Origin of the sequence: Microcella indica, from assembly GCF_013414345.1 — a bacterium.
Taxonomy (GTDB): Bacteria; Actinomycetota; Actinomycetes; order Actinomycetales; family Microbacteriaceae; genus Microcella; species Microcella indica.
On sequence record NZ_CP058670.1, the window covers coordinates 241,376 to 261,336 of the forward strand.

Genomic DNA, 19,961 nt, shown 5'->3' on the forward strand with positions numbered 1-19,961 from the left:
ATCGTCAGTCATGTGCGGAATCGTGGGATACGTCGGCCCTCGGGGCAGCGTCGAGGTGCTGCTCGGCGGCCTGAAGCGCCTGGAGTACCGGGGGTACGACTCGGCGGGAGTCGCGGTCATCGACGACCATGGTGCGCTGGGCACCCGCAAGCACGCCGGCAAGCTGCGCGTGCTCACCGACGACCTCGCGTCGACGGCTCTGGCCGATGGCGGCACCGGCATCGGCCACACCCGCTGGGCGACCCACGGCGGGCCGACTGACGAGAACGCCCACCCGCACCTCGGCGACGGCGGCCAGCTCGCGCTCATCCACAACGGCATCATCGAGAACTTCGCACCCCTCAAAGAGGAGCTCGTCGCTCGAGGCCACGAGTTCCACAGCGAGACCGACTCCGAGGTGGCCGCCATCCTCGTGGGCGAGGCCTACCGCGAGACGGGCGATCTGACCGCGGCCATGCTGCACGTCGTCCAGAGGCTCGAGGGCGCGTTCACCCTTCTCGCCGTGCACGCGGGCCAGCCGGGCGTCGTCGTGGGCGCCCGCCGCAACTCTCCGCTCGTGATCGGCCTCGGCGATGGTGAGAACTTCCTCGGCTCCGACGTCGCGGCGTTCGTCGAGCACACGCACCGCGCCATGGAGATCGGGCAGGACCAGCTCGTCACGATCCGCCCCGACAGCGTCGAGGTCGTCGGCTTCGACGGCGTCGCGGTGACGCCCAAGACCTTCGAGGTCGACTGGGACGCTACGGCGGCCGAGAAGGGCGGCTGGTCGAGCTTCATGGCGAAGGAGATCAGCGAGGAGCCGGAGGCGATCGCGAAGACGATTCTCGGCCGGGTGAGCGACGGTCTCGTCCACGTTCCCGAGCTGGATGCTCTGGGCGACGATGTTCTGCGCGGCATCGATCGCGTGCTCATCATGGCGTGCGGCACGGCCGCCTACGCGGGCCTCGTCGGCAAGTACGCGATCGAGCAGTGGGCGAGGGTGCCGGTCGACGTCGAGCTCGCGCACGAGTTCCGCTACCGCGACCCCGTGCTGTCGACCTCGACCCTCGTCATCTCGGTGAGCCAGTCTGGCGAGACGATGGACACGCTCATGGCCGTGAAGTTCGCCCGCGAGGCGGGAGCGCGCACGCTCTCCATCTGCAACACGCAGGGCGCGACGATTCCGCGCGAGTCGGATGCGGTCATCTACACGCACGCAGGGCCGGAGGTCGCGGTCGCCTCGACGAAGGCCTTCGTGGCGCAGATCACCGCGATGTACCTGTTCGGGCTGCAGCTCGCGCAGGCGCGCGCGACGCTCGACGATGAGACCGTGCGCGGTCTCGTGGCGGAGCTGCAGGAGGTGCCGGAGAAGCTCACGAAGGTTCTCGAGGTGGGAGATCGCATCCGGGAGCTCGCGCACTGGATGGCGGACACCCGCTCGGTGCTGTTCCTCGGTCGCCACGTCGGCTACCCGGTCGCGCTCGAGGGTGCGCTCAAGCTCAAGGAGCTCGCGTACATCCATGCGGAAGGCTTCGCGGCTGGTGAGCTCAAGCACGGGCCGATCGCCCTCATCGAACCAGGTCAGGTGGTGTTCGTGATCGTGCCGAGCCCTCGCGACGAGCGCTCGCTGCACGCGAAGATCGTCTCGAACATCCAGGAGATCAGGGCGCGGGGCGCGCGCGTCATCGCGATCGCGGAGGAGGGCGACGTCGCCGTCCTGCCGCACGCCGACGAGGTCATCCGCATCCCCCTCGCCTCGCCGTTCTTCGAACCGCTTCTCGCCGTCGTGCCGCTGCACATCTTCGGCATGGAGCTCGCAGCGGCCAAGGGGCTCGATGTGGACCAGCCGCGCAATCTCGCCAAGTCGGTGACGGTCGAGTAGCCGATGCCGCGGATGCGCTCGTGATCGTCGGGATCGGCGTCGACGTCGTCGACCTGGCTCGCTTCGAGCGCGCCGTCGGACGAACGCCCGGCCTGGTCGATCGTCTCTTCGCCCCCGCTGAGCGCGGCCTGCCGCTGCGCTCGCTCGCGGGGCGGTTCGCGGCGAAGGAGGCGCTCCTCAAGGCACTCGGGGCGACGGACGGCGTGCGATGGCACGACATGCAGGTGGTCTCCGATGCGGAGGGGAACCCCGACCTGCGGGTGAGCGGGCGCGCCGCTCAGATCGCGGCGAGCCGCGGCATCGCGCACCTGCACGTGTCGATGTCGCACGATGCGGGCGTGGCCACGGCGTTCGTCATCGCCGAGTCGGACAATTCCGACCCTGCCGATTCCGACCCTGCCGATTCCGACCCTGCCGATTCCGACCCTGCCGATTCCGACCCCGCCGCGGGGGAGGCCGCATGACCCGCCCCTTCCGCGAGGCCCGCATCGACGTGGGTGCGATCGCGCACAACACCGAGCGGATGCGGCGCGCGGCGCCGACACCCCACTTCATGGCCGTCGTCAAGGCCGACGGCTACGGCCACGGTGCTGCGAGGGCCGCACGCGCGGCGCTCGAGGCTGGCGCCGACCATCTGGGAGTGGCCGACATCGACGAGGCGCTCGAGTTGCGCGCAGCGGGCATCGACGCGCCCGTGCTCGCGTGGCTGCACGACCCGTTCGCCGACCTGGACGCGGCAGCCGAGGCGGGCATCGAGTTCGGGGTGAGCTCGCTCGCGGAGGTAGAGCGTGCTGCCGCGGTCGGCCACCGCGCGGTCGTGCACGTGAAGGTCGACACCGGGCTCAGCCGCAACGGGGCCCCTGCTGCGCAGTGGGGCGCGATCGTCGACGGGGTCGCGCGCGCGCAGGCGGCGGGCTCGCTGCGTCTGGGCGGCGTGTTCACGCACCTGTCGAACACGACGGCCGAGGAGGACCGCGCGCAGCTCGTCGCCTTCGAGGAGTTCCTGGACGCCGTGCGTGCCGCGGGGCTCGAACCCGGGCTGCGCCACGTCGCGGCGTCGGCCGCCGCACTCGACCATCCTGCGGCGCGCTACGACATGGTGCGCGTCGGTATCGCTCTCTACGGCATCGCCCCTGAGGTCCACTTGCGCGGCGCCGTGCCGCTGCGGCCGGCGATGGAGCTCAGCGCGCGCGTCGTGAACGTCAAGCGGGTTCCCGCGGGCTCGGGGGTCTCCTACGGCTACCGCCATCGCACCGACCGGGCGACGACCCTCGCGCTCGTCCCGCTCGGCTACGCGGACGGCGTGCCGCGCCATGCAGTGGACGGCCCCGTCGTGATCGCGGGGCGGCGCCATCGCGTCGTCGGTCGTGTGGCGATGGACCAGTGCGTCGTCGAGGTCGGCGACGCGGACGTGGCGGTGGGTGACCGCGCGGTGCTGTTCGGTGACCCCGCGACGGGCGCCCCATCCCCCGAGGAGTGGGCCGATGCCGCTGGCACGATCGGCTACGAGCTCGTCACCCGGCTCGGGCGCCGGGTGACCCGCACCCAGGTGCGCTCGTGAGCGGCGCCGCGCACCTCACGATCGCCGACCCGGAGGCGATGGAGCAGCTCGGCGCGCGCATCGCCGCGCAGCTGCGGGCGGGGGATGCCGTGCTGCTCACGGGCGAGCTCGGGGCGGGCAAGACGACTCTCACGCGCGGCCTCGGGGCCGCGCTCGGCGTGCGGGGCACGGTCACGAGCCCCACGTTCGTGCTCGCCCGCACGCATCCGCGCGTGGACGGCCCGCCGCTCGTCCACGTCGATGCGTACCGGCTGGCGGACGCGCGCGAGCTCGACGACCTCGACCTCGACTTCGCGGAGAGCATCACCGTCGTCGAGTGGGGGGCGGGCCTGCTCGAGCACGTCATCGACGAGTGGCTCGCGGTGACGATCGCGCGACCGCACGGCGCCGGCGATGCTCACGGCGACTCCTCGGCGACTGACGACCCCTCCCTCGAGCCTGTCGAACCGCGCAGCGTGACGGTCGAGGGCGTCGGGGCTCGCTGGGCCGACCTAGGCTGGCTGCATGCTCCTGGCGATTGATACCTCGGCGGGAACCTCGGTCGCCCTGCTCGCCGAGGACGGTGCGGTCGTCGCCGAACGCTCGACTGCCGACACCCGCCGCCACGCGGAGGTCATCGGGCCGTTCCTCGCCGAGGTGCTCGCTGCGGCTCCCGACGTGCGCGGCTCCCTCACCGCGGTGGCGGCGGGCATCGGCCCTGGTCCGTTCACCGGCCTGCGGGTGGGTCTCGCGGCGGCGCGCGTCCTCGCGCTCGCCCTCGACATCCCGGTGCTCGGGGTGCCGAGTCACGAGGCCGTGGCGCTGCGTCTGCTCGTCGCGGGCGAGGTCGCCGGTCGCTTCGCGATCGTCACGGATGCTCGTCGCCGCGAAGTGGCGGTGACCGTCTACACCGCCGCGCTCCCGGTCCCGGCGGAGGTCGAACCGGCTCACCTCGTGGAGCGCGTCGCCTACGTGCCCGAGCCAGGGCTCACGGTGCACGAGGTGGCGGAGATCCCCGCGGTCTGGCTCGCACGAGCGGCCCAGGCGCGCAGAGCGGTCGGAGCGTCGTTCCCCGAGCCGGCACCCTTGTACCTGCGAGCACCGGATGTGACGCTCGCCGCTCCCAAGCGGGTGTCGGCATGACCGCGTCTCGTGCCGAGGGTGGGCCGGGCATCCGGCTGCGGGAGGCGGCGCTCGCCGACCTCGACGCGATCATGCACCTCGAGCGCGCGACCTTTCCCGCCGATGCGTGGAGCAGGGATGTCATGGCCGCCGAGCTCGCCTCACCGCACACCGTGTACCTCGTGGCCGAGTCGGGGGACGAGGTCGTCGCCTACGCGGGACTGAGTGCGGTGCCCCGCGCCGAGCAGGCCGACCTGCAGACGATCGCGGTCGACCCCACGCACCGGCGGCTCGGGGTCGGTACCGTGCTCGTGCAGCACCTGCTCACGCTCGCCCGGGATCGCGGTGCGCGGGAGATGCTGCTCGAGGTGCGCGCCGACAACCCCGGGGCGGAGGCCCTCTACGAGCGCCACGGCTTCACCCGCATCGCCGTGCGGCCGCGCTACTACCAGCCGGACGCCGTGGACGCGATCGTCATGCGCGCGGAGCTGGCATCGTGAGCCTCGTGCTCGGCATCGAGACGAGCTGCGACGAGACCGGCATCGGCATCGTGCGCGGCTCGACTCTGCTCGCCAACGTCATCTCCTCCTCGATGGAGGAGCACGCCCGCTACGGCGGCGTCGTGCCCGAGGTCGCCGCGCGTGCGCACCTCGAGGCCATCGAGCCCGCCATTCGGGCGGCCCTCGCCGAAGCCGATGTGAGACTCGCCGACCTCGACGCGATCGCCGTCACAAGCGGACCGGGGCTCGCTGGCGCTCTCATGGTCGGCGTGGGCGCCGCGAAAGCACTCGCTCTCGCGCTCGACCGCCCGCTCTACGCCGTCAACCACCTCGTCGGGCACGTCGGTGCCGATGTGCTGCGTGACGACGGCACAGAGCTCGAACTGCCGACCGTGGCGCTGCTCGTCTCGGGCGGCCACACGAGTCTTCTGCTCGTGCGCGATCTCACGAGCGACGTCGAGCTGCTGGGGGAGACGATCGACGATGCGGCGGGGGAGGCCTTCGACAAGGTGGCCCGCCTCCTCGGCCTGCCATACCCGGGCGGCCCGCACATCGATCGCGTCGCCGCGGACGGCGACCCGGCGGCGATCCGCTTTCCGCGCGGGCTCACCCTGCCGAAGGACCTCGAGAGGCACCGATACGACTTCTCGTTCTCGGGGCTCAAGACCGCGGTCGCGCGGCACGTCGAGCGCGTGCGCGATGCGGGAGAGGAGGTGCCCGTGGCGGATGTCGCGGCGAGCTTCCGCGAAGCAGTGGCCGACGTGCTCACGGCGAAGGCGGTCGCGGCCTGTCATGATCTCGGTGTGCCGCGCCTCCTGCTCGGCGGGGGAGTCGTGGCCAACGCGCGCGTGCGGGCGCTCGCCGAGGAGCGCGCCGCGGCGGCGGGCGTGAGCCTGCGCATCCCGCCCCTCGCCCTGTGCACCGACAACGGGGCCATGATCGCCGCGCTGGGCGCCCAGCTCATCGCCGCGGGGCACCCGCCCTCGACGCTCGACGTGAGCGCCGACTCGACGCTGCCGGTCACGCGCATTCAGGCCTAGGGATGCTCGCCGGCGGCTTCGCCGCGCCCGCGCGAGCGTTGACACCCCCTCGGGACACTGGAAACATGGGATCGCCCACCCCGGTACCGCCACGACACCATTAGGAGCACCATGACTGACGCACCTCCTCCCGCCCCCGAGCCCTCGTCGACGCCGTACTCGTCGGCTCCCGAGCAGAAGACCAACACGCTCGCGATCGTCGCGCTCATCCTGGGAATCCTCATTCCCATCGCCGGCATCGTCGTCGGCCACATCTCGCTCAGCCAGATCAAGAAGACCGGGGAGAACGGCCGCGGCCTCGCCCTCACCGGCACCATCCTCGGTTACGTCTTCAGCGTGCTGTGGATCATCTTCTGGGTCGTCACGCTCATCCTGCCGTTCCTCATCTTCGGCAGCGCGGTCAGCTACAGCTCCTTCTAGAGCTGTCGACCTCAGGCCCGTCCGCGATGCGCGGGCGGGCCTTCGCCGTCTGCGTCGTCGTCGTCGGTGCCGTCAGTCCCGCGCCCGCAGGCCTCGCCCGTCGTGGACGACGATCGCTAGGCTGAGGGCATCCGTCATCCGCTCGAGCGAGGACACCGCATGGCCAGCACCGACATCCCCAGCCCCGCCGCCAACGAGGGGGCTGCCGACGAGCCCCTCGCCGCGGCGAAGAAGCCAGCAGCGGCCAATAAGTCCGCAGCCAAGAAGCCGGCAGCGGCGAAGAAGCCCGCTGCTGCGAAGAAGCCGACTGCCGCGCCGCCGCCCCCGCCTCCCGCTCCGGTCGAGGCGGAACCCGCTGCTCCGCCAGCACCCGCGCCCGCCGCTCCGCCGGCGCCCGCCCCCGCAACTCCTGCGGCACGTCCAGACCCCTACGCCGCGCCTCCCGCGGCGCCGGGAGCCTCCCCCTATGCCGCCCAGCAGCCGTACGCCGCACAGCAGCCGTACGCGAGCCAGCAGCCCTACGCGGCCGCGCCGGCCGGCCCCGCGTCGACGCTCAGCATTCTTGCGCTCATCGGCGGCATCGTGGGCCTGCTGCTCTCGTTCGTCGGCTTCGGTCTCCTGCCGGCGCTCGCGGGCGTCATCCTCGGCCACCTGGGCCTCAAGCGCGAGCCGCACGCTCGCGGCATGGCCATCGCGGGCCTCGTGACCGGCTACATCGGGCTCGGCATCTCGATCCTGTGGGGCATCTTCTGGGTCGGCATCTTCCTGCTGCCCCTGCTCTTCATCCCGGCGGCGACGCTCGGCGGGTTCTAGGCACTGCTAGGCCCCGCTCGTCGCGCGCGGCGGTTCGTCCGCCCGCTTGGCGAGCAGGGCCGCCTTCTCGCCCGCGACGCGGGTGAGGATGAGCACCGCTGAGCGATCACCGCGCAGCTGCAGCTTCGGCCGCAGGGCTGCGGGATCGATGTCGACGCCGCGCTTCTTAATCTCGAGCACTCCGATCTTGCGCGCGGCGAGCTCGCGCCGCAGATGACGCACATCGAGGGGCCAGCGTTCCCGAACGTGGAACGCGCGTGCGAAGGGGGTAGGCGCGAGCCGGTCGGCCGCGATGTACGCGATCGTCGGGTCGAGCATCCGGCCCCCCAGCTGGTCGGCCAGCAGGCCGATGAGGCGGGCTCTGATGACCGCGCCGTCTGGCTCGTAGACCCAGTCGCCGAGCTCGCCGACCGGAGCGTCCTCGCTGTCGCGCTCCGCGGTGAGCTCGTGCGCGCTGTCGTCGGCGCCCAGAACCAGAGCGGCGCGCCCGACGTTCGGGCGGGCGAGGCTGCCGCTCCACAGCACGAGCTCGACGACGTCGCCGCCCACGGAGACCCACTGCGCCTCGCCGGAATCGGGCAGCAGCGCTCGATCCATGCCCGGCCCGAGCTTGATGCCGGCCGGCCGCCGACGGGCGAGCTCGAGGGCCGTGTCGAGGCGGGGCGACCAGTCGCCGGGGTCGGCGAGTCGGCGTGCGCCTTCGCGCCGAGCGGGGTCGAGCCAGATGCCGTCGACGCCGTCGAGGTCGATCGCCGTCAGATCGCCATGCACGACGTGGGCGCTCGCCCACGGCGCCAGGTTGTAGGCGGCGAGGGCGGCCGTGACCTCGTCGCGCTCGACCGCGGTCACGCGCAGGTCGAGTGCGGCCATCGCCATCGCGTCCCCCCCGATGCCGCACCCGAGATCGGCGACGTGCTCGAGGCCCGCGGCCGCGAAGCGGCCGGCGTGGAGCGCGGCGACGCGCAGTCGGGTGGCCTGTTCGAGGCCGGTTTCGGTGAACAGCATGCGATCGGCGAACTGGCCGAATTTTGCGGAGGCGCGGCGGCGCAGACGGTACTGCGAGAGTACGGCGGCTACGCGAGTAGCGGGATGCCCGTCTCGACGCAACCGACCCACGAGTCGCACGACATCGTCGGTGGAGGTGCTCGGTTCGAGCGAATCGAGCAGTACGAGCGCCTCCTGCGTCAACAGTTCTCGTAGCTCGGCGCTCTCCATGCCAGCGATCCTCCCACCCTTGCGCACTCGGCGCATTGGCACTCGGATTGCATGAGTGCTAACTCCTTGGGTACAGTGGTGCTGGCACTCGCAGGGCGAGTGTGCCAACTCCCTCATCGTCTTTAGGAAAGAAGAGGTCAACCGTGTCGGTCTCCATCAAGCCGCTCGAAGATCGCATCGTCATCAAGCAGGTCGAGGCGGAGCAGACCACTGCTTCCGGTCTCGTGATCCCGGACACCGCCAAGGAGAAGCCCCAGGAGGGCGAGGTCGTGGCGGTCGGCCCCGGCCGCATCGACGACAACGGCAACCGCGTCCCCATCGATGTCTCCGTCGGTGACCGCGTGCTGTACTCGAAGTACGGCGGTACCGAGGTCAAGTACGACGGCGACGAGCTGCTCGTCCTCTCGGCGCGCGACGTGCTCGCGGTGGTCGTCCGCTAGCGCGGATCCTCCACGGGCCGAGACCCCCGTTGCGCTTCGGCGCAACGGGGGTCTCGGCGTCTCCGGGAGCATGCCGGAGCGGTGCGGCGAGCCCCGCGAGCGGCACTACAGTGAGGCTGTGCCCGACCCTCGCTCCTCGTCGACAGGCCTTCTCGCCGCCATCGGCGCCTACGGGCTCTGGGGTCTCCTGCCGGTCTACTTCATCGCCCTCATGCCGACGGGGCCCGTCGAGATCGTCGCGTGGCGCATCCTGCTCTCTCTGGTCTTCTGCCTTCTCATCATCGGGGTGACGCGCACCTTCCCTGCCCTACGGGCGCTCATCGTCGACCGGCGCATCCTGCTCCTCAGTGCCGTCGCGGCAGTCCTCATCGCCGTCAACTGGCACGTCTACGTCTACGCCTCCCTCAGCGGCTTCATCCTCGAAGCCGCGCTCGGATATTTCATCAATCCCATCGTCACGGTCGCGCTCGGGGTCGTCTTCCTCCGCGAGCGGTTGCGGCCCGCCCAGTGGTGCGCAGTCGCTCTGAGCATCGTCGCCGTGATCGTGCTGGCCGTCGGCTACGGCACGGTGCCCGTGATCGCGCTCGCGCTCGCCTTCTCGTTCGGGTTCTACGGCTATGTGAAGAACCGCATGGGCCCCCGAGTCTCGGCTGTGGGCGGGCTCACCCTCGAGACCGCCTGGCTCGTGCCGCTCGCCATCGGCGAGCTTGTCGTCATCAGCATGCTCGGCTCGCTCACCGCCGGCACGGTGGACCCCGGTCACACGCTGCTGCTCGCTCTCGCCGGCGTGGTCACGGCCATTCCGCTCCTCCTCTTCGCCGCGGCAGCCCGGCGACTGCCCCTCACCGTGGTCGGCTTCGTGCAGTACCTCGCACCCGTGCTCCAGTTCCTCTTCGGGGTGATCGTGATGGGAGAAGCGATGCCCCTCGAGCGCTGGATCGGCTTCTCCCTCGTCTGGCTCGCCCTCATCGTGCTGAGCACGGACGCGGTGCGTGCGCGTCAGCATTCCCGGCGCCGCGCCGCACCGCCGCCGGTGGAACCGGTCTGAGCGGCGGAGCGCTAGTGTGCGGGTGAGCAGCCACCGTCGTCCGCGCGACCCCAGCACTCGACACCGACCAGCGCGAAGGAGACCCCGATGCGCACAACACCTCGTGCCGCCTCAGCGGTGCTCGTCGCGGCCGCGCTCGGCCTCACGGCATGCTCGGGCCTCGGGCCCATGCCGACGCCCAGCGAGACGCCGAGCGCCGTCGCGACCGTCGAGGCGAGCGGCGACGGCGTGCTGCGTATCGGCACCCTCTTCCCGACGAGCGGCGACATCTCCTTCATCGGCCCTGCCCTCGTCGCGGCCGCCGAGGTCGCGGTGCGCGACGTCAACGCGGCCGGGGGAGTGCTGGGCGAGCCCGTCGAGGTCTTCCACCGAGATTCCGGGGACGCCTCGGGCGACGACCTCGAGTCGGCGATGGCAGACCTCCTCGAGCTCGAGGTCGACGTGATCATCGGGCCCGCAACCTCCGTGCTGGCCGAGCGGATCATCCCGCTCGCCGCGGAGGCGGGCGTGACGGTCATCTCGCCCGCGGCCACCTACCCCTCCTTGCGCGCGCAGGATGAGGATGGCGTGCTCTTCCGCACCATTCCCTCCTACGAGAACCAGGGGGCGCTCATCGCGCAGTCGGTCCTCGCCGCAGGGGGCTCCTCGATCGTGCTCGTCACCGACGATGACCAGCTCGGCCTCGCCCTCGAGGCGAGCATCATCGCGGGCCTCGCTGACGAGGACGCGCTGCTGGGCGGCCTCGAGACGCTCACCGAGTCGAGCAACCTGGCGCGCATGGCGACCGACATCGCAGCGGTGGAGCCGGATGCCGTGGTCATCGCGACGACGACGGCCCTCGATGAGCAGACACGCGGTCTCATCGTCGCGCTCGCGGAGGAGGACGTCGCAGGGCGCACGCTCTGGCTGACATCGCAGAACATGGCCGATTACTCCGCCACCCTTCCCGAGGGCGTGCTGGAGGGCGCGTACGGGGTGCTCGAAGGCACCCCAGCGAGCGATCAGTTCATCGCGCGGCTCCGCCAGTCCGACCCGGCGCTGCGCAGCTTCCGATACGCGGTCGAGACCTACGACGCCGTCGTCCTCGCCGCGCTCGCCGCGCTCGAGTACGACGACGACGGCGGACCGTCCATCGCCGCCGGCCTGCCCCGCATCACCGCGGAGGGCTACCGTTGCGGGAGCGTCGCCGAGTGCCGGGTCGTCCACGACGATCGTGGCTCGTTCCACTACGTCGGGCTCGTCGGCGATGTCGCGTTCGACGCCTCGGGTGACGTCACGAAGGCCGACTACGGGCTCTACCGGTACTCGGAGGAGAACCGGCCGGTGCGCATCGGCACGCTGCGGTTGCGATGATCGACCGGGCATCACCGTCCCGATGCGGAATCGCGCGCTCGATGCACACTTCTCGACGGAATCCGTCGCTGTGATCGGATTGTGACATCGAATCTCGGCGTTACAGGGATGTAACCCGTACGTATTGTGCGTGCCTCACTACCGCCGTACGGTGGCTTAATGGTGACGTATCCCGTTGCCGTGTCCTGAACACATTCGAAACGCAAGGAGCAACATGGGCGTATTCACTTCCGGCTCGGCCGGCCGCTCTCGTTCTCTCAAGTCGGTCCTCGGCGGCATTGCCGTCCTGGGCACCAGCGCACTCATCCTCGGTGGATGCGCAGCGACGACAGAGGAAGAGCCTGCTGGCCCCGCTGAAGACCTGACTCTCACGATCGGCACCATCCTGCCCCAGAGTGGCGCGCTGGCGTTCCTCGGGCCCCCCGAGGAGGCGGGCGTCGCGCTCGCCGTGCAGGAGATCAACGAGGCGGGTACGAGCCTCACCGTCGAAGCGATCTACCGCGACTCCGGTGACACCACGACCGACACCGCAACCGTCTCGGTGACCGACCTCCTCTCGCAGGACGTCGACGCCATCATCGGCGCAGCGTCCTCGGGTGTCTCGTTCACGGTGATCGACCAGATCACCGGCGCGGGCGTCGTGCACTTCTCGCCGGCGAACACCTCGCCGGACTTCACGACCTACGACGACGACGGCCTGTACTTCCGCACCGCCCCCTCGGACCTGCTCCAGGGTGAGGTTCTCGGAAACCTGATCGCGGAAGACGGCGCAGCGACCCTCGGTCTGCTCGTGCTGAACGACGCGTACGGCACCGGTCTCGCGGCCCAGCTCACCTCGACCTTCGAGGCCGCCGGTGGCGAGGTCGTCGAGGAGCAGCTGTTCAACGAGGGTGACACGAGCTTCGACTCGCAGATCTCGGCGCTGACCGCTGCCAACCCCGACGCGGTCGCCGTCATCACGTTCGACCAGGCGAAGATCGTCGTTCCGGGCCTCGTCGGCGCGGGATACCCGGGTGAGAACCTGTACTTCGTGGACGGCAACCTCGCCGACTACAGTGCAGACTTCGAGACCGGTCTGATCACGGGCGCCAAGGGCACTGCCCCGGCCCCGAACCTGACGGACGACTTCCTTGAGCGTCTCGATGCGATCGACCCCGACCTGGACTCGTACCTGTACTCGTCCGAGTCGTATGACGCCACCATCCTCATCGCGCTCGCCGCTCTCGCGGCCGGCTCGACCGATGGTGTCGACATCGCGTCGAAGCTCCAGGAGGTCTCCGGTGGTTCCGGCGACGGTGAGAAGTGCACGGACTTCGCGTCCTGCGCACAGATCATCGCCGACGGCGGCATCGTCGACTACGACGGCCCCTCGGGTCCGATCACGCTCAACGACGCCGGTGACCCCACTGAGGCCACCATCGGCATCTTCGAGTACGGTGACGACAACACCTACGCGGGCAACCGCCTCAACTAGTCTCGACTAGCTGACCACGGAGGGCCCCGGCATCACGCCGGGGCCCTTTGTCGTGCCGCCGCGTGGCGGAGCCCCGCGAGCAGACGCACGAGGGCCCCGCGGAGACGTGCTCTACGGGGCCCTGGTGGCGGTTCTGAGGGCGCTACTCCTGGCCGAGGGTCCCCAGGTACAGGCCGATGACCTTGGGGTCGTTGAGCAGGTCGCGGCCCGCGCCCTCGTAGGCGTCGGTGCCCTGGTCGAGCACGTATCCGCGGTCGCAGATCTGCAGGCAGCGTCGAGCATTCTGCTCGACCATGATCGTCGTCACGCCCGCCTTGTTGATCTCCTTGACGCGCAGGAAGGCCTCGTCCTGCCGCACGGGGGAGAGGCCCGCGCTGGGCTCGTCGAGCAGGATCACCTCGGGACTCATCATGAGCGCGCGGCTCATGGCGACCATCTGCCGTTCGCCGCCCGAGAGGGATCCGGCGCGCTGACCCAGCCGCTTGCCGAGCTCGGGGAAGATCTCGACCACGAACTGCAGACGCTGGTCGAGCTCCTTCGGCTTCTGGAAGAGGCCCATCTCGAGGTTCTCGCGAATCGTCAGCGTCGGGAAGACGTTGTTGGTCTGCGGCACGAAGCCCACGCCCTTCGAGACGAGCTTGTTCGCCTTGAGGTTCGTGATCTCGTCACCGTAGAGCGAGATGGTGCCCTGCCGCACCTTCACGAGGCCGAAGATGGCCTTGAGGAGTGTCGACTTGCCGGCGCCGTTGGGGCCGATGATGCCGATGAGCTCGCCGTCGTACGCCGTGAGCGAGCAGTCGGTGAGGATGTCGATGCCCGGCAGGTAACCGGCCGTCACCTTGTCCACGTGCACGACGAGCTTGCGGTCGTCCACGACGGGGCTGCTCGTGTCAGTGCTTGACTTCGTCGGCGTCGTCATCGGCCAGCTCCTTGATCGCTTCCTTCGCCTCGGAGTCGATGTCTCCGAGATCTTCGTCGTGGTGGGCGCCCAGGTAGGCGTCGATCACGGCCGGATTCGCCATGACCTCGTGCGGGTCGCCCTCGGCGACGATGCGGCCCTCCGCCATGACGATGACCCAGTCGGCGATGTGCCGCACCATGTGCATGTCGTGCTCGACGAAGAGCACGGTCATGCCTTGCTCCTTCAGACCCAGGATGTGGTCGAGGAGCGACTGCGTGAGGGCGGGGTTCACACCCGCCATAGGCTCGTCGAGCATGACGAGCGTGGGCTCGCTCATGAGAGCGCGTGCCATCTCGAGCAGCTTGCGTTGACCGCCGGAGAGACTCGCGGCGTAGTCGTCCTTCTTCTCGAGGAGCTTGAAGCGTTCGAGCAGCACGAGCGCGCGCTCCTCGATCTCCTTCTCCTGCTTCCTCCAGTTGAACGGGAAGAGCGCGCGGAAGAGGCTCTCGCCCCGCTGCCCCTTCGCCCCGAGCATCATGTTGTCGAGAACCGTCAGGAGCGCGAGGGCCTTCGTGAGCTGGAAGGTGCGAACCTGACCCTTGCGGGCGACCTTGAAGGCGGGGATGCCCGAAATGCCGGAACCGTCGAACGTCCATTTCCCCGAGTCAGGCTGATCGAAGCCCGTGAGCAGGTTGAAGAGCGTCGTCTTGCCCGCCCCGTTAGGGCCGATCAGGGCCGTGATCGCGCCGCGGGGAATCTCGATGTGGTCGACATCGACCGCCGTGAGACCACCGAAGCGGCGCGTGATGTGATCGGCGACGATGATCGGATCGGTCTTGGCCACACCCGGTGCGGCCTCGCCGACGTGGAGCCCCGTCGTCTTGACGGGCCCCGTGGCGTCACTCGGGCTGCTACTTGACAAAAGCCAGCTCCTTCTTGTTGCCCAGGATTCCCTGTGGTCGATATATGACGATGAGCATGATCGCGACGCCGACGAAGATGAAGCGCAGCTGGCCGGCCTGCACGGTGGTCATGAAGGGTATGAAGCCCTCGCTGACAGCCCGGGCGATGAACCCGGAGAAGAACGACAGGAGCACCCAGAAGACCATCGCGCCGAGAATCGGGCCGAAGACCGTGGCGGCGCCGCCGAGCAGGAGGATCGCGTAGATGAAGAACGTCAGAGTCGGCTGGTAGTTCGCGGGTACGACCGACCGCGGGAGGATGAAGATCATGCCCGCGAGGGAGCCGTAGACGCCGCCGAGGATGAGCGACTGCATCTTGTAGAAGTACACGTTCTTGCCGAGTGCGCGCACAGCATCCTCGTCCTCGCGGATGCCCTTGATGACGCGGCCCCAGGGGCTCTTGAAGAGCTGCCACGTGATGATGGCCGCGATGACGACGACCCCCCACCCGACGATGCGGACCCACCAGTCGTACTCGTTGTACACGAAGGGTCCGAAGCCGTAGGTGCCTTCGGGAATCGGGTTGAGATCTTCAAAGCCGCCCTTGTAGCCCTGCAGGCCGTTGGCGGACCCCGTGACGGGCTCGAAAACGTTCGTCGTGAACAGCAGGCGCACGATCTCAGCCGCGGCGATCGTCACGATCGCGAGGTAGTCGGCGCGCAGCCTCAGGGTGGGTAGGCCCAAGATGAAGGCGAACACGATGGACGCGACCACGCCGAACAAGACGGCGGCCCACACGGGCCAGCCGAACGTGAGCGTCGCGATGGCGAAACCGTACGCGCCGAGCATCATGAAGCCCGCTTGGCCGAAGTTCAGCAGGCCCGTGAATCCGAAGTGCACGGCGAGGCCGAGAGCGGCGAGCGCGTAGGCGGCCGTCGTCGGGGAGATGAACTCCTGCGCGGCGTTGGAGAGTAGTTGAATCCAGTCCATGGTCCGCTCCTAGCCGATTCGTTCTTTGCGTCCGAGGATTCCCTGAGGCCTCACGAGCAGCACCAGGATGAGGATGATCAGCGCCCCGACGTACTTCGTGTCGGACGGGATGATGAGCGTCGACATCTCGACGAAGAAGCCGACGATGAGGGCGCCCACGAGAGCGCCGAATGCCGTGCCGAGCCCGCCGAGCGTCACCGCGGCGAAGGTGAGCAGCAGCAGCTGGAAGCCCATGTCCCAGCCAACGCCGGGGCGGAAGTACGCCCAGATGATGCCCGACATGCCGGCGAGGAATCCGGCGAGCACCCACACGATCCGGATCACGCGGTCGACGTCGATGCCCGAGGCCGCCGCGAGAGCCGGATTGTCGGAGACGGCGCGCGTCGCCTTGCCGATGCGGGTGCGCAGCAGGAAGTACGCGACCGCGAGCAGCACGACGACCGAGAGCGCCATGCTGCCGACATCGATCCAGGAGAGACCGAAGGCGCCGATCGAGAACGATGAGTCGGTCGCGCCGGGAAGCTGTTGGGTCTCGCCGCCGTAGAAGAACTGGAAGACGTAACGGAGGGTGAGCGACAAGCCGATGCTCACGATCATCATCGGGATGAGCCCGACTCCGCGCCTGCGCAATGGCTTCCACAGGCCAGCATCGTTGGCCCACCCGAATGCAGCACTCAAGATGAGTGCGATGAGAAGAGCGAGCCAGAGCGGCAGCGCGACCACGGTGCTGAAGGTGAGCGCCATGAGGGCGCCGAAGGTGATGAGCTCGGCGTGCGCGAAGTTGCTCAGGCCAGTCGTGCCGAACACGAGAGACAGGCCGATGGCGGCGAGCGCCAGCAGCAGGCCGAAGTTGAGCCCGTTGAAGAAGCGGTCAACGATCTGATCCCACAGATTGAGGGTGTTGCGCTCGCCCTGGCCGATGAAGAAGTTCAAGACGGTGCTGCCGGACTGTCCGACGTTGACATCGCGGCTGTTGGGGGTCTCGTCCCCCTCCTGCGTCGTCTGCACGACGGCGATGCCGTCGGGGAGCGTCGTCTCGTCGAGCGTGACGGTGTAGTCGCCCTGTTCGGGCACGCCCACGGCCCAGCGGCCGTCCGCGCCGGTCTCCACCTCGACGCTGAAGCCAGCCCCGTCGATGACGAGCCGTACGTCTTCGAGTGGTTCGTCGGCGAGCTCGACGAGGCCGCTGATGCGGAAGTCGTACTCGTCGAGACCGACTTCGTCGGCGGCAGCAGGTGCGGCGACGGAGAGAGTGAGAGCAGCCACGACCGTGGCGAACAGGACAGCCATGAGCCGCCGTGGTGCCCGCCGGGCGACTGGTCTGCTAGCAGCGTGTGCCACGAAACCTCCAGGTTGTTCCGGGTCGAGGCGTGCTGCCCCGCGGGCGGGTTGGGCCCTGTCGTCATCGTTGACGATACGGATCGTTTGTTGCCGTCGCGTTTCGCGGCGGCAACCACCGATGACTAGCCATTATTGCCACGGAATACGTTTCTGCCTAACGCGTTAAGCTGAAGAACCGGAATTCGCCGTTGCATCCGGGCCCACTTCCGCGCACCTCGAGGGGACTCATGGACCAGCCCGATCCGTTCGGCTTCGTCGGCCTCACCTATGACGACGTCATGCTCCTGCCCGCCCACACGGACGTCATTCCGAGCGAGGCCGAGACCGCCTCGCAGTTGACGCGGCGCATCCGCGTCAACGCTCCGCTGCTGTCCTCCGCGATGGACACCGTGACGGAGGCGCGCATGGCGATCGCGATGGCGCGCCACGGCGGCATGGGGGTGCTGCACCGCAACCTCTCGATCGACGATCAGGCCGAGCACGTCGACAAGGTGAAGCGCTCAGAGTCGGGCATGATCACCAATCCCGTCACGACGACGCCCGATGCGACGGTCGCCGAGGTGGACGCCCTGTGCGGGCGCTTCCGTGTCTCTGGCCTCCCTGTCGTGGAGGGCGACGGCACGCTCGTGGGCATCATCACGAACCGTGACATGAGGTTCGTGTCGGCCTTCGAAGCCCCGACGACCCTCGTGCGCGACGTCATGACGGCCGCCCCGCTCATCACGGGTCCTGTGGGCATCTCGCAGGACGACGTGCTGGCGCTCTTCGCCCAGCACAAGATCGAGAAGCTGCCGCTCGTCGACGATGCGGGTCGTCTGAGCGGACTCATCACGGTCAAGGACTTCGACAAGAGCGAGAAGTACCCGAACGCGACGAAGGACACGGCCGGTCGACTGCGCGTCGGCGCCGCCATCGGCTTCTTCGGTGACGCGTGGGACCGCGCTGGAGCCCTGCGGGACGCGGGGATCGATGCGATCGTGGTGGACACGGCGAACGGCGACAGCCGGGGCGTGCTCGAGATCATCGCTCGGCTCAAGGCCGACCCGGCCTTCGCGGAGGTCGACGTCATCGGAGGCAATGTCGCGACGCGCACGGGAGCCCAGGCGCTCATCGATGCGGGCGCCGACGCCGTGAAGGTCGGTGTGGGCCCCGGCTCCATCTGCACGACGCGCGTCGTCGCGGGCGTCGGTGTGCCCCAGGTCACGGCCGTCTACGAGGCGTCCCTCGCGGCCCGGCCGGCGGGCGTCCCGCTCATCGCCGATGGCGGCCTGCAGTACTCGGGCGACATTGCGAAGGCGATCGTCGCCGGCGCTGACACCGTCATGCTCGGCTCGCTGCTCGCGGGCACCGACGAGAGCCCGGGTGACCTCATCTTCGTGAACGGCAAGCAGTTCAAGTCGTACCGCGGCATGGGCTCCCTCGGCGCGCTCCAGACGCGCGGAACGAAGACCTCGTACTCGCGCGACCGCTACTTCCAGGCCGATGTGCCGAGCGACGAGCAGCTCATCGCGGAGGGCATCGAGGGCCAGGTGCCCTACCGCGGCCCCGTCGGCTCGGTCGTCTACCAATTGCTCGGTGGCCTGCGGCAGTCGATGTTCTACACCGGGGCCCGCACGATCGAGGATCTCAAGCAGCGGGGCAAGTTCGTGCGCATCACGGCGGCCGGCCTCAAGGAGTCCCACCCGCACGACATCCAGATGGTCGTCGAGGCTCCCAACTACCGCCGGTAGGCGCCATCCACCCCACTCCCGCCGGCCGCGCATCTGCGGTCGCCTCGTACGGGTTGCGACACCTCGCACTGTCGGAAGCGTGCGAGGTGTCGCAACGAGTACGACGTGCTGACGCGCCTCCTCAGGAGATGCTCGCGAGCGGACACTGTGCACATTCGGGTACCTGACGCACGCGGCTCCCGGTAGCTGGGGCAAGGTCACGGCATGGCCGACATCATCGCCGACGCACTCGCTCACGCCATCGTGGTCGCCGAGGTCGACGACCCATCCCTCGCCCGGTCGCTGCAGCGAGCGACTGTGCAGGGCGAGGTCGTGCGACTGGTTCGCGGCATCTACGTGCCGCGCGCGGTGGTCGAGCGTCTTGACCCTTGGGATCGCGAATTGCTGCGCACGGTTGCCGCCGCAACTCGGGGGCGCCTTCGGCAGCCGCTGTGCGGCATCTCTGCGGCGCGGGTGTGGGGAGTACCGATTCTGGAGGACGAGTTCGCTCCGGTGGTGGATGCGCTCGGGTGGGACGACCGCGCCACCCGGCGTGCCTCTGATCTGCGGTACTGGGCAACCGCGGATGACGAGTTCCGTGTCGTCGAGCATCGCGGGGCAGTGGTGACGGATCTGCCGCGCACGCTCGCCGAACTGGCCGTCCGTTCAGGGTTCGGGCGGGCCGTCGCGGCGATCGACTGGGCGGTTCGGGTACGGCGGCGTCCCGGCGCCCCGGCGACGACCCTGGACGACATCCGCGCGGCTGCGGAGGCTCTCGCGCTCGTGCGAGGCAGGGCTCGCCTCGAGCGCGCTCTCGCATTCGCCGACGGACGCGCCGAGTCGCCGGGGGAGTCCTGGATGCGTGTGCTCATCCACCAACTCGGCTTCGAGGTTCCCGACCTGCAGCATGAGTACCGGCTCGCCGACGGTCGACGCTTCCGCACCGACGTTCGGTGGCCGACGATTCGGCTCGCGGGTGAGTTCGATGGGCGCCTCAAGTACCGAGCCGGCGAGGCGCGGGGCGGCCGCAGCGCCGAGCAGGTGGTCATCGAGGAGAAGGATCGGGAGGACGCCGTTCGGGGAACCGGCGACGGGATGCTCCGCTGCGTGTGGGACGACCTGCGAGATCCGCGTCTCCTGCGCCACAAGCTCGAGGCTGCCGGAGTGCCTCGGCGGTCACGGCCTGCGCGCCTCGCACTGAAAGAGACACCTCGCACGCTCTGACGCGTGCGACGTGTCACTTTCCGTGCGAAGCGCGGGTGGCGGGGCGGGTGCGGCGGGCGGCTACGCGC

At 69.4% G+C, this 19,961-nt stretch carries 20 protein-coding genes; 15 read left to right on the forward strand and 5 right to left on the reverse strand.

The genetic code is table 11. From position 1 onward, the window contains the following. The first annotated feature begins 10 nt into the window (after positions 1 to 10). From glmS to HUJ41_RS01255, 9 genes are all read left to right on the forward strand, one after another. On the forward strand, positions 11 to 1,861 hold the full coding sequence (gene glmS / locus HUJ41_RS01215; RefSeq protein ID WP_179872998.1) for a glutamine--fructose-6-phosphate transaminase (isomerizing): 1,851 nt from the start codon (positions 11 to 13) through the stop codon (positions 1,859 to 1,861). Positions 1,862 to 1,881: 20 nt separating this feature from the next. Then, on the forward strand, positions 1,882 to 2,325 hold the full coding sequence (locus tag HUJ41_RS01220; protein ID WP_179872999.1) for a holo-ACP synthase: 444 nt from the start codon (positions 1,882 to 1,884) through the stop codon (positions 2,323 to 2,325). Next, entirely contained in the window at positions 2,322 to 3,422 is a 1,101-nt protein-coding gene (gene alr, locus HUJ41_RS01225) for an alanine racemase (protein WP_179873000.1), read from the forward strand. The genes HUJ41_RS01220 and alr overlap by 4 nt, the downstream gene beginning before the upstream one ends. Continuing rightward, entirely contained in the window at positions 3,419 to 3,943 is a 525-nt protein-coding gene (gene tsaE, locus HUJ41_RS01230) for a tRNA (adenosine(37)-N6)-threonylcarbamoyltransferase complex ATPase subunit type 1 TsaE (RefSeq protein WP_246299277.1), read from the forward strand. Before alr ends, tsaE begins: the two co-directional genes overlap by 4 nt. Then, complete coding sequence (gene tsaB, locus HUJ41_RS01235) at positions 3,927 to 4,544, forward strand: tRNA (adenosine(37)-N6)-threonylcarbamoyltransferase complex dimerization subunit type 1 TsaB (protein WP_179873001.1); 618 nt, start codon at positions 3,927 to 3,929, stop codon at positions 4,542 to 4,544. The genes tsaE and tsaB overlap by 17 nt, the downstream gene beginning before the upstream one ends. Beyond that, positions 4,541 to 5,023 carry a ribosomal protein S18-alanine N-acetyltransferase gene (gene rimI / locus HUJ41_RS01240; RefSeq protein ID WP_179873002.1) on the forward strand — a complete coding sequence of 161 codons (483 nt, stop codon included), beginning with the start codon at positions 4,541 to 4,543 and terminating at the stop codon, positions 5,021 to 5,023. Before tsaB ends, rimI begins: the two co-directional genes overlap by 4 nt. Next, positions 5,020 to 6,063 carry a tRNA (adenosine(37)-N6)-threonylcarbamoyltransferase complex transferase subunit TsaD gene (tsaD, locus tag HUJ41_RS01245; protein ID WP_246299278.1) on the forward strand — a complete coding sequence of 348 codons (1,044 nt, stop codon included), beginning with the start codon at positions 5,020 to 5,022 and terminating at the stop codon, positions 6,061 to 6,063. Before rimI ends, tsaD begins: the two co-directional genes overlap by 4 nt. A 111-nt stretch (positions 6,064 to 6,174) precedes the next feature. Beyond that, entirely contained in the window at positions 6,175 to 6,483 is a 309-nt protein-coding gene (locus HUJ41_RS01250; RefSeq protein ID WP_179873003.1) for a DUF4190 domain-containing protein, read from the forward strand. 159 nt (positions 6,484 to 6,642) lie between these two features. Continuing rightward, entirely contained in the window at positions 6,643 to 7,296 is a 654-nt protein-coding gene (locus tag HUJ41_RS01255) for a DUF4190 domain-containing protein (protein ID WP_179873004.1), read from the forward strand. Between the two features lie 6 nt (positions 7,297 to 7,302). On the opposite strand, the gene HUJ41_RS01260 is transcribed toward HUJ41_RS01255, so the two are convergent. Next, positions 7,303 to 8,511: a class I SAM-dependent methyltransferase gene (locus tag HUJ41_RS01260; protein ID WP_179873005.1), complete on the reverse strand. Its 1,209-nt coding sequence runs from the start codon at positions 8,509 to 8,511 to the stop codon at positions 7,303 to 7,305. 143 nt (positions 8,512 to 8,654) lie between these two features. On the opposite strand from HUJ41_RS01260, the gene groES reads away from it, so the two are divergent. The 4 genes from groES to HUJ41_RS01280 all read left to right on the forward strand — a co-directional run bounded on the left by groES (position 8,655) and on the right by HUJ41_RS01280 (position 12,826). Beyond that, the gene (gene groES / locus HUJ41_RS01265; protein ID WP_152582531.1) at positions 8,655 to 8,951 is read left to right on the forward strand and encodes a co-chaperone GroES; all 297 of its coding nucleotides are present in this window, start codon (positions 8,655 to 8,657) and stop codon (positions 8,949 to 8,951) included. Between the two features lie 70 nt (positions 8,952 to 9,021). Continuing rightward, positions 9,022 to 9,999: an EamA family transporter RarD gene (gene rarD / locus HUJ41_RS01270; protein WP_179873006.1), complete on the forward strand. Its 978-nt coding sequence runs from the start codon at positions 9,022 to 9,024 to the stop codon at positions 9,997 to 9,999. An 87-nt stretch (positions 10,000 to 10,086) separates the two neighbouring features. Beyond that, on the forward strand, positions 10,087 to 11,352 hold the full coding sequence (locus HUJ41_RS01275; RefSeq protein WP_179873007.1) for an ABC transporter substrate-binding protein: 1,266 nt from the start codon (positions 10,087 to 10,089) through the stop codon (positions 11,350 to 11,352). 214 nt (positions 11,353 to 11,566) lie between these two features. Further along, positions 11,567 to 12,826 carry an ABC transporter substrate-binding protein gene (locus HUJ41_RS01280; RefSeq protein ID WP_179873008.1) on the forward strand — a complete coding sequence of 420 codons (1,260 nt, stop codon included), beginning with the start codon at positions 11,567 to 11,569 and terminating at the stop codon, positions 12,824 to 12,826. Positions 12,827 to 12,968: 142 nt separating this feature from the next. Here HUJ41_RS01280 and HUJ41_RS01285 read toward each other — a convergent pair whose 3' ends face one another. The 4 genes from HUJ41_RS01285 to HUJ41_RS01300 are packed head-to-tail and all read right to left on the reverse strand — an operon-like array spanning position 12,969 to position 16,909. Further along, positions 12,969 to 13,745, reverse strand: a complete 777-nt coding sequence (locus HUJ41_RS01285) for an ABC transporter ATP-binding protein (RefSeq protein WP_179873009.1) — start codon at positions 13,743 to 13,745, stop codon at positions 12,969 to 12,971. Beyond that, positions 13,717 to 14,649 (reverse strand): ABC transporter ATP-binding protein, encoded by a 933-nt coding sequence (locus HUJ41_RS01290; protein WP_179873010.1) that lies wholly within the window; start codon positions 14,647 to 14,649, stop codon positions 13,717 to 13,719. Before HUJ41_RS01290 ends, HUJ41_RS01285 begins: the two co-directional genes overlap by 29 nt. Further along, on the reverse strand, positions 14,639 to 15,619 hold the full coding sequence (locus tag HUJ41_RS01295) for a branched-chain amino acid ABC transporter permease (RefSeq protein ID WP_179873011.1): 981 nt from the start codon (positions 15,617 to 15,619) through the stop codon (positions 14,639 to 14,641). Before HUJ41_RS01295 ends, HUJ41_RS01290 begins: the two co-directional genes overlap by 11 nt. A gap of 9 nt (positions 15,620 to 15,628) precedes the next feature. Further along, complete coding sequence (locus tag HUJ41_RS01300; RefSeq protein WP_179873012.1) at positions 15,629 to 16,909, reverse strand: branched-chain amino acid ABC transporter permease; 1,281 nt, start codon at positions 16,907 to 16,909, stop codon at positions 15,629 to 15,631. A gap of 278 nt (positions 16,910 to 17,187) precedes the next feature. On the opposite strand from HUJ41_RS01300, the gene guaB reads away from it, so the two are divergent. Together guaB and HUJ41_RS01310 are read left to right on the forward strand one after the other, a co-directional pair. After that, positions 17,188 to 18,690 (forward strand): IMP dehydrogenase, encoded by a 1,503-nt coding sequence (gene guaB, locus HUJ41_RS01305; RefSeq protein WP_179873013.1) that lies wholly within the window; start codon positions 17,188 to 17,190, stop codon positions 18,688 to 18,690. Positions 18,691 to 18,894: 204 nt separating this feature from the next. Further along, entirely contained in the window at positions 18,895 to 19,893 is a 999-nt protein-coding gene (locus HUJ41_RS01310) for a hypothetical protein (RefSeq protein WP_179873014.1), read from the forward strand. Positions 19,894 to 19,961 lie beyond the last annotated feature (68 nt).

Excerpts from the sequence above, each read along its gene's own strand:
- HUJ41_RS01250 (WP_179873003.1), top strand. The coding sequence starts at position 6,175 with ATGACTGACGCACCTCCTCCCGCCCCCGAGCCCTCGTCGACGCCGTAC.
- HUJ41_RS01255 (WP_179873004.1), top strand. The coding sequence starts at position 6,643 with ATGGCCAGCACCGACATCCCCAGCCCCGCCGCCAACGAGGGGGCTGCC.
- HUJ41_RS01285 (WP_179873009.1), bottom strand. The coding sequence starts at position 13,745 with ATGACGACGCCGACGAAGTCAAGCACTGACACGAGCAGCCCCGTCGTG.
- HUJ41_RS01260 (WP_179873005.1), bottom strand. The coding sequence starts at position 8,511 with ATGGAGAGCGCCGAGCTACGAGAACTGTTGACGCAGGAGGCGCTCGTA.
- rarD (WP_179873006.1), top strand. The coding sequence starts at position 9,022 with ATGCCGGAGCGGTGCGGCGAGCCCCGCGAGCGGCACTACAGTGAGGCT.
- HUJ41_RS01275 (WP_179873007.1), top strand. The coding sequence starts at position 10,087 with ATGCGCACAACACCTCGTGCCGCCTCAGCGGTGCTCGTCGCGGCCGCG.
- tsaB (WP_179873001.1), top strand. The coding sequence starts at position 3,927 with ATGCTCCTGGCGATTGATACCTCGGCGGGAACCTCGGTCGCCCTGCTC.
- rimI (WP_179873002.1), top strand. The coding sequence starts at position 4,541 with ATGACCGCGTCTCGTGCCGAGGGTGGGCCGGGCATCCGGCTGCGGGAG.
- HUJ41_RS01295 (WP_179873011.1), bottom strand. The coding sequence starts at position 15,619 with ATGGACTGGATTCAACTACTCTCCAACGCCGCGCAGGAGTTCATCTCC.
- HUJ41_RS01300 (WP_179873012.1), bottom strand. The coding sequence starts at position 16,909 with ATGGCTGTCCTGTTCGCCACGGTCGTGGCTGCTCTCACTCTCTCCGTC.
- HUJ41_RS01280 (WP_179873008.1), top strand. The coding sequence starts at position 11,567 with ATGGGCGTATTCACTTCCGGCTCGGCCGGCCGCTCTCGTTCTCTCAAG.
- guaB (WP_179873013.1), top strand. The coding sequence starts at position 17,188 with ATGGACCAGCCCGATCCGTTCGGCTTCGTCGGCCTCACCTATGACGAC.
- alr (WP_179873000.1), top strand. The coding sequence starts at position 2,322 with ATGACCCGCCCCTTCCGCGAGGCCCGCATCGACGTGGGTGCGATCGCG.
- glmS (WP_179872998.1), top strand. The coding sequence starts at position 11 with ATGTGCGGAATCGTGGGATACGTCGGCCCTCGGGGCAGCGTCGAGGTG.
- HUJ41_RS01310 (WP_179873014.1), top strand. The coding sequence starts at position 18,895 with ATGGCCGACATCATCGCCGACGCACTCGCTCACGCCATCGTGGTCGCC.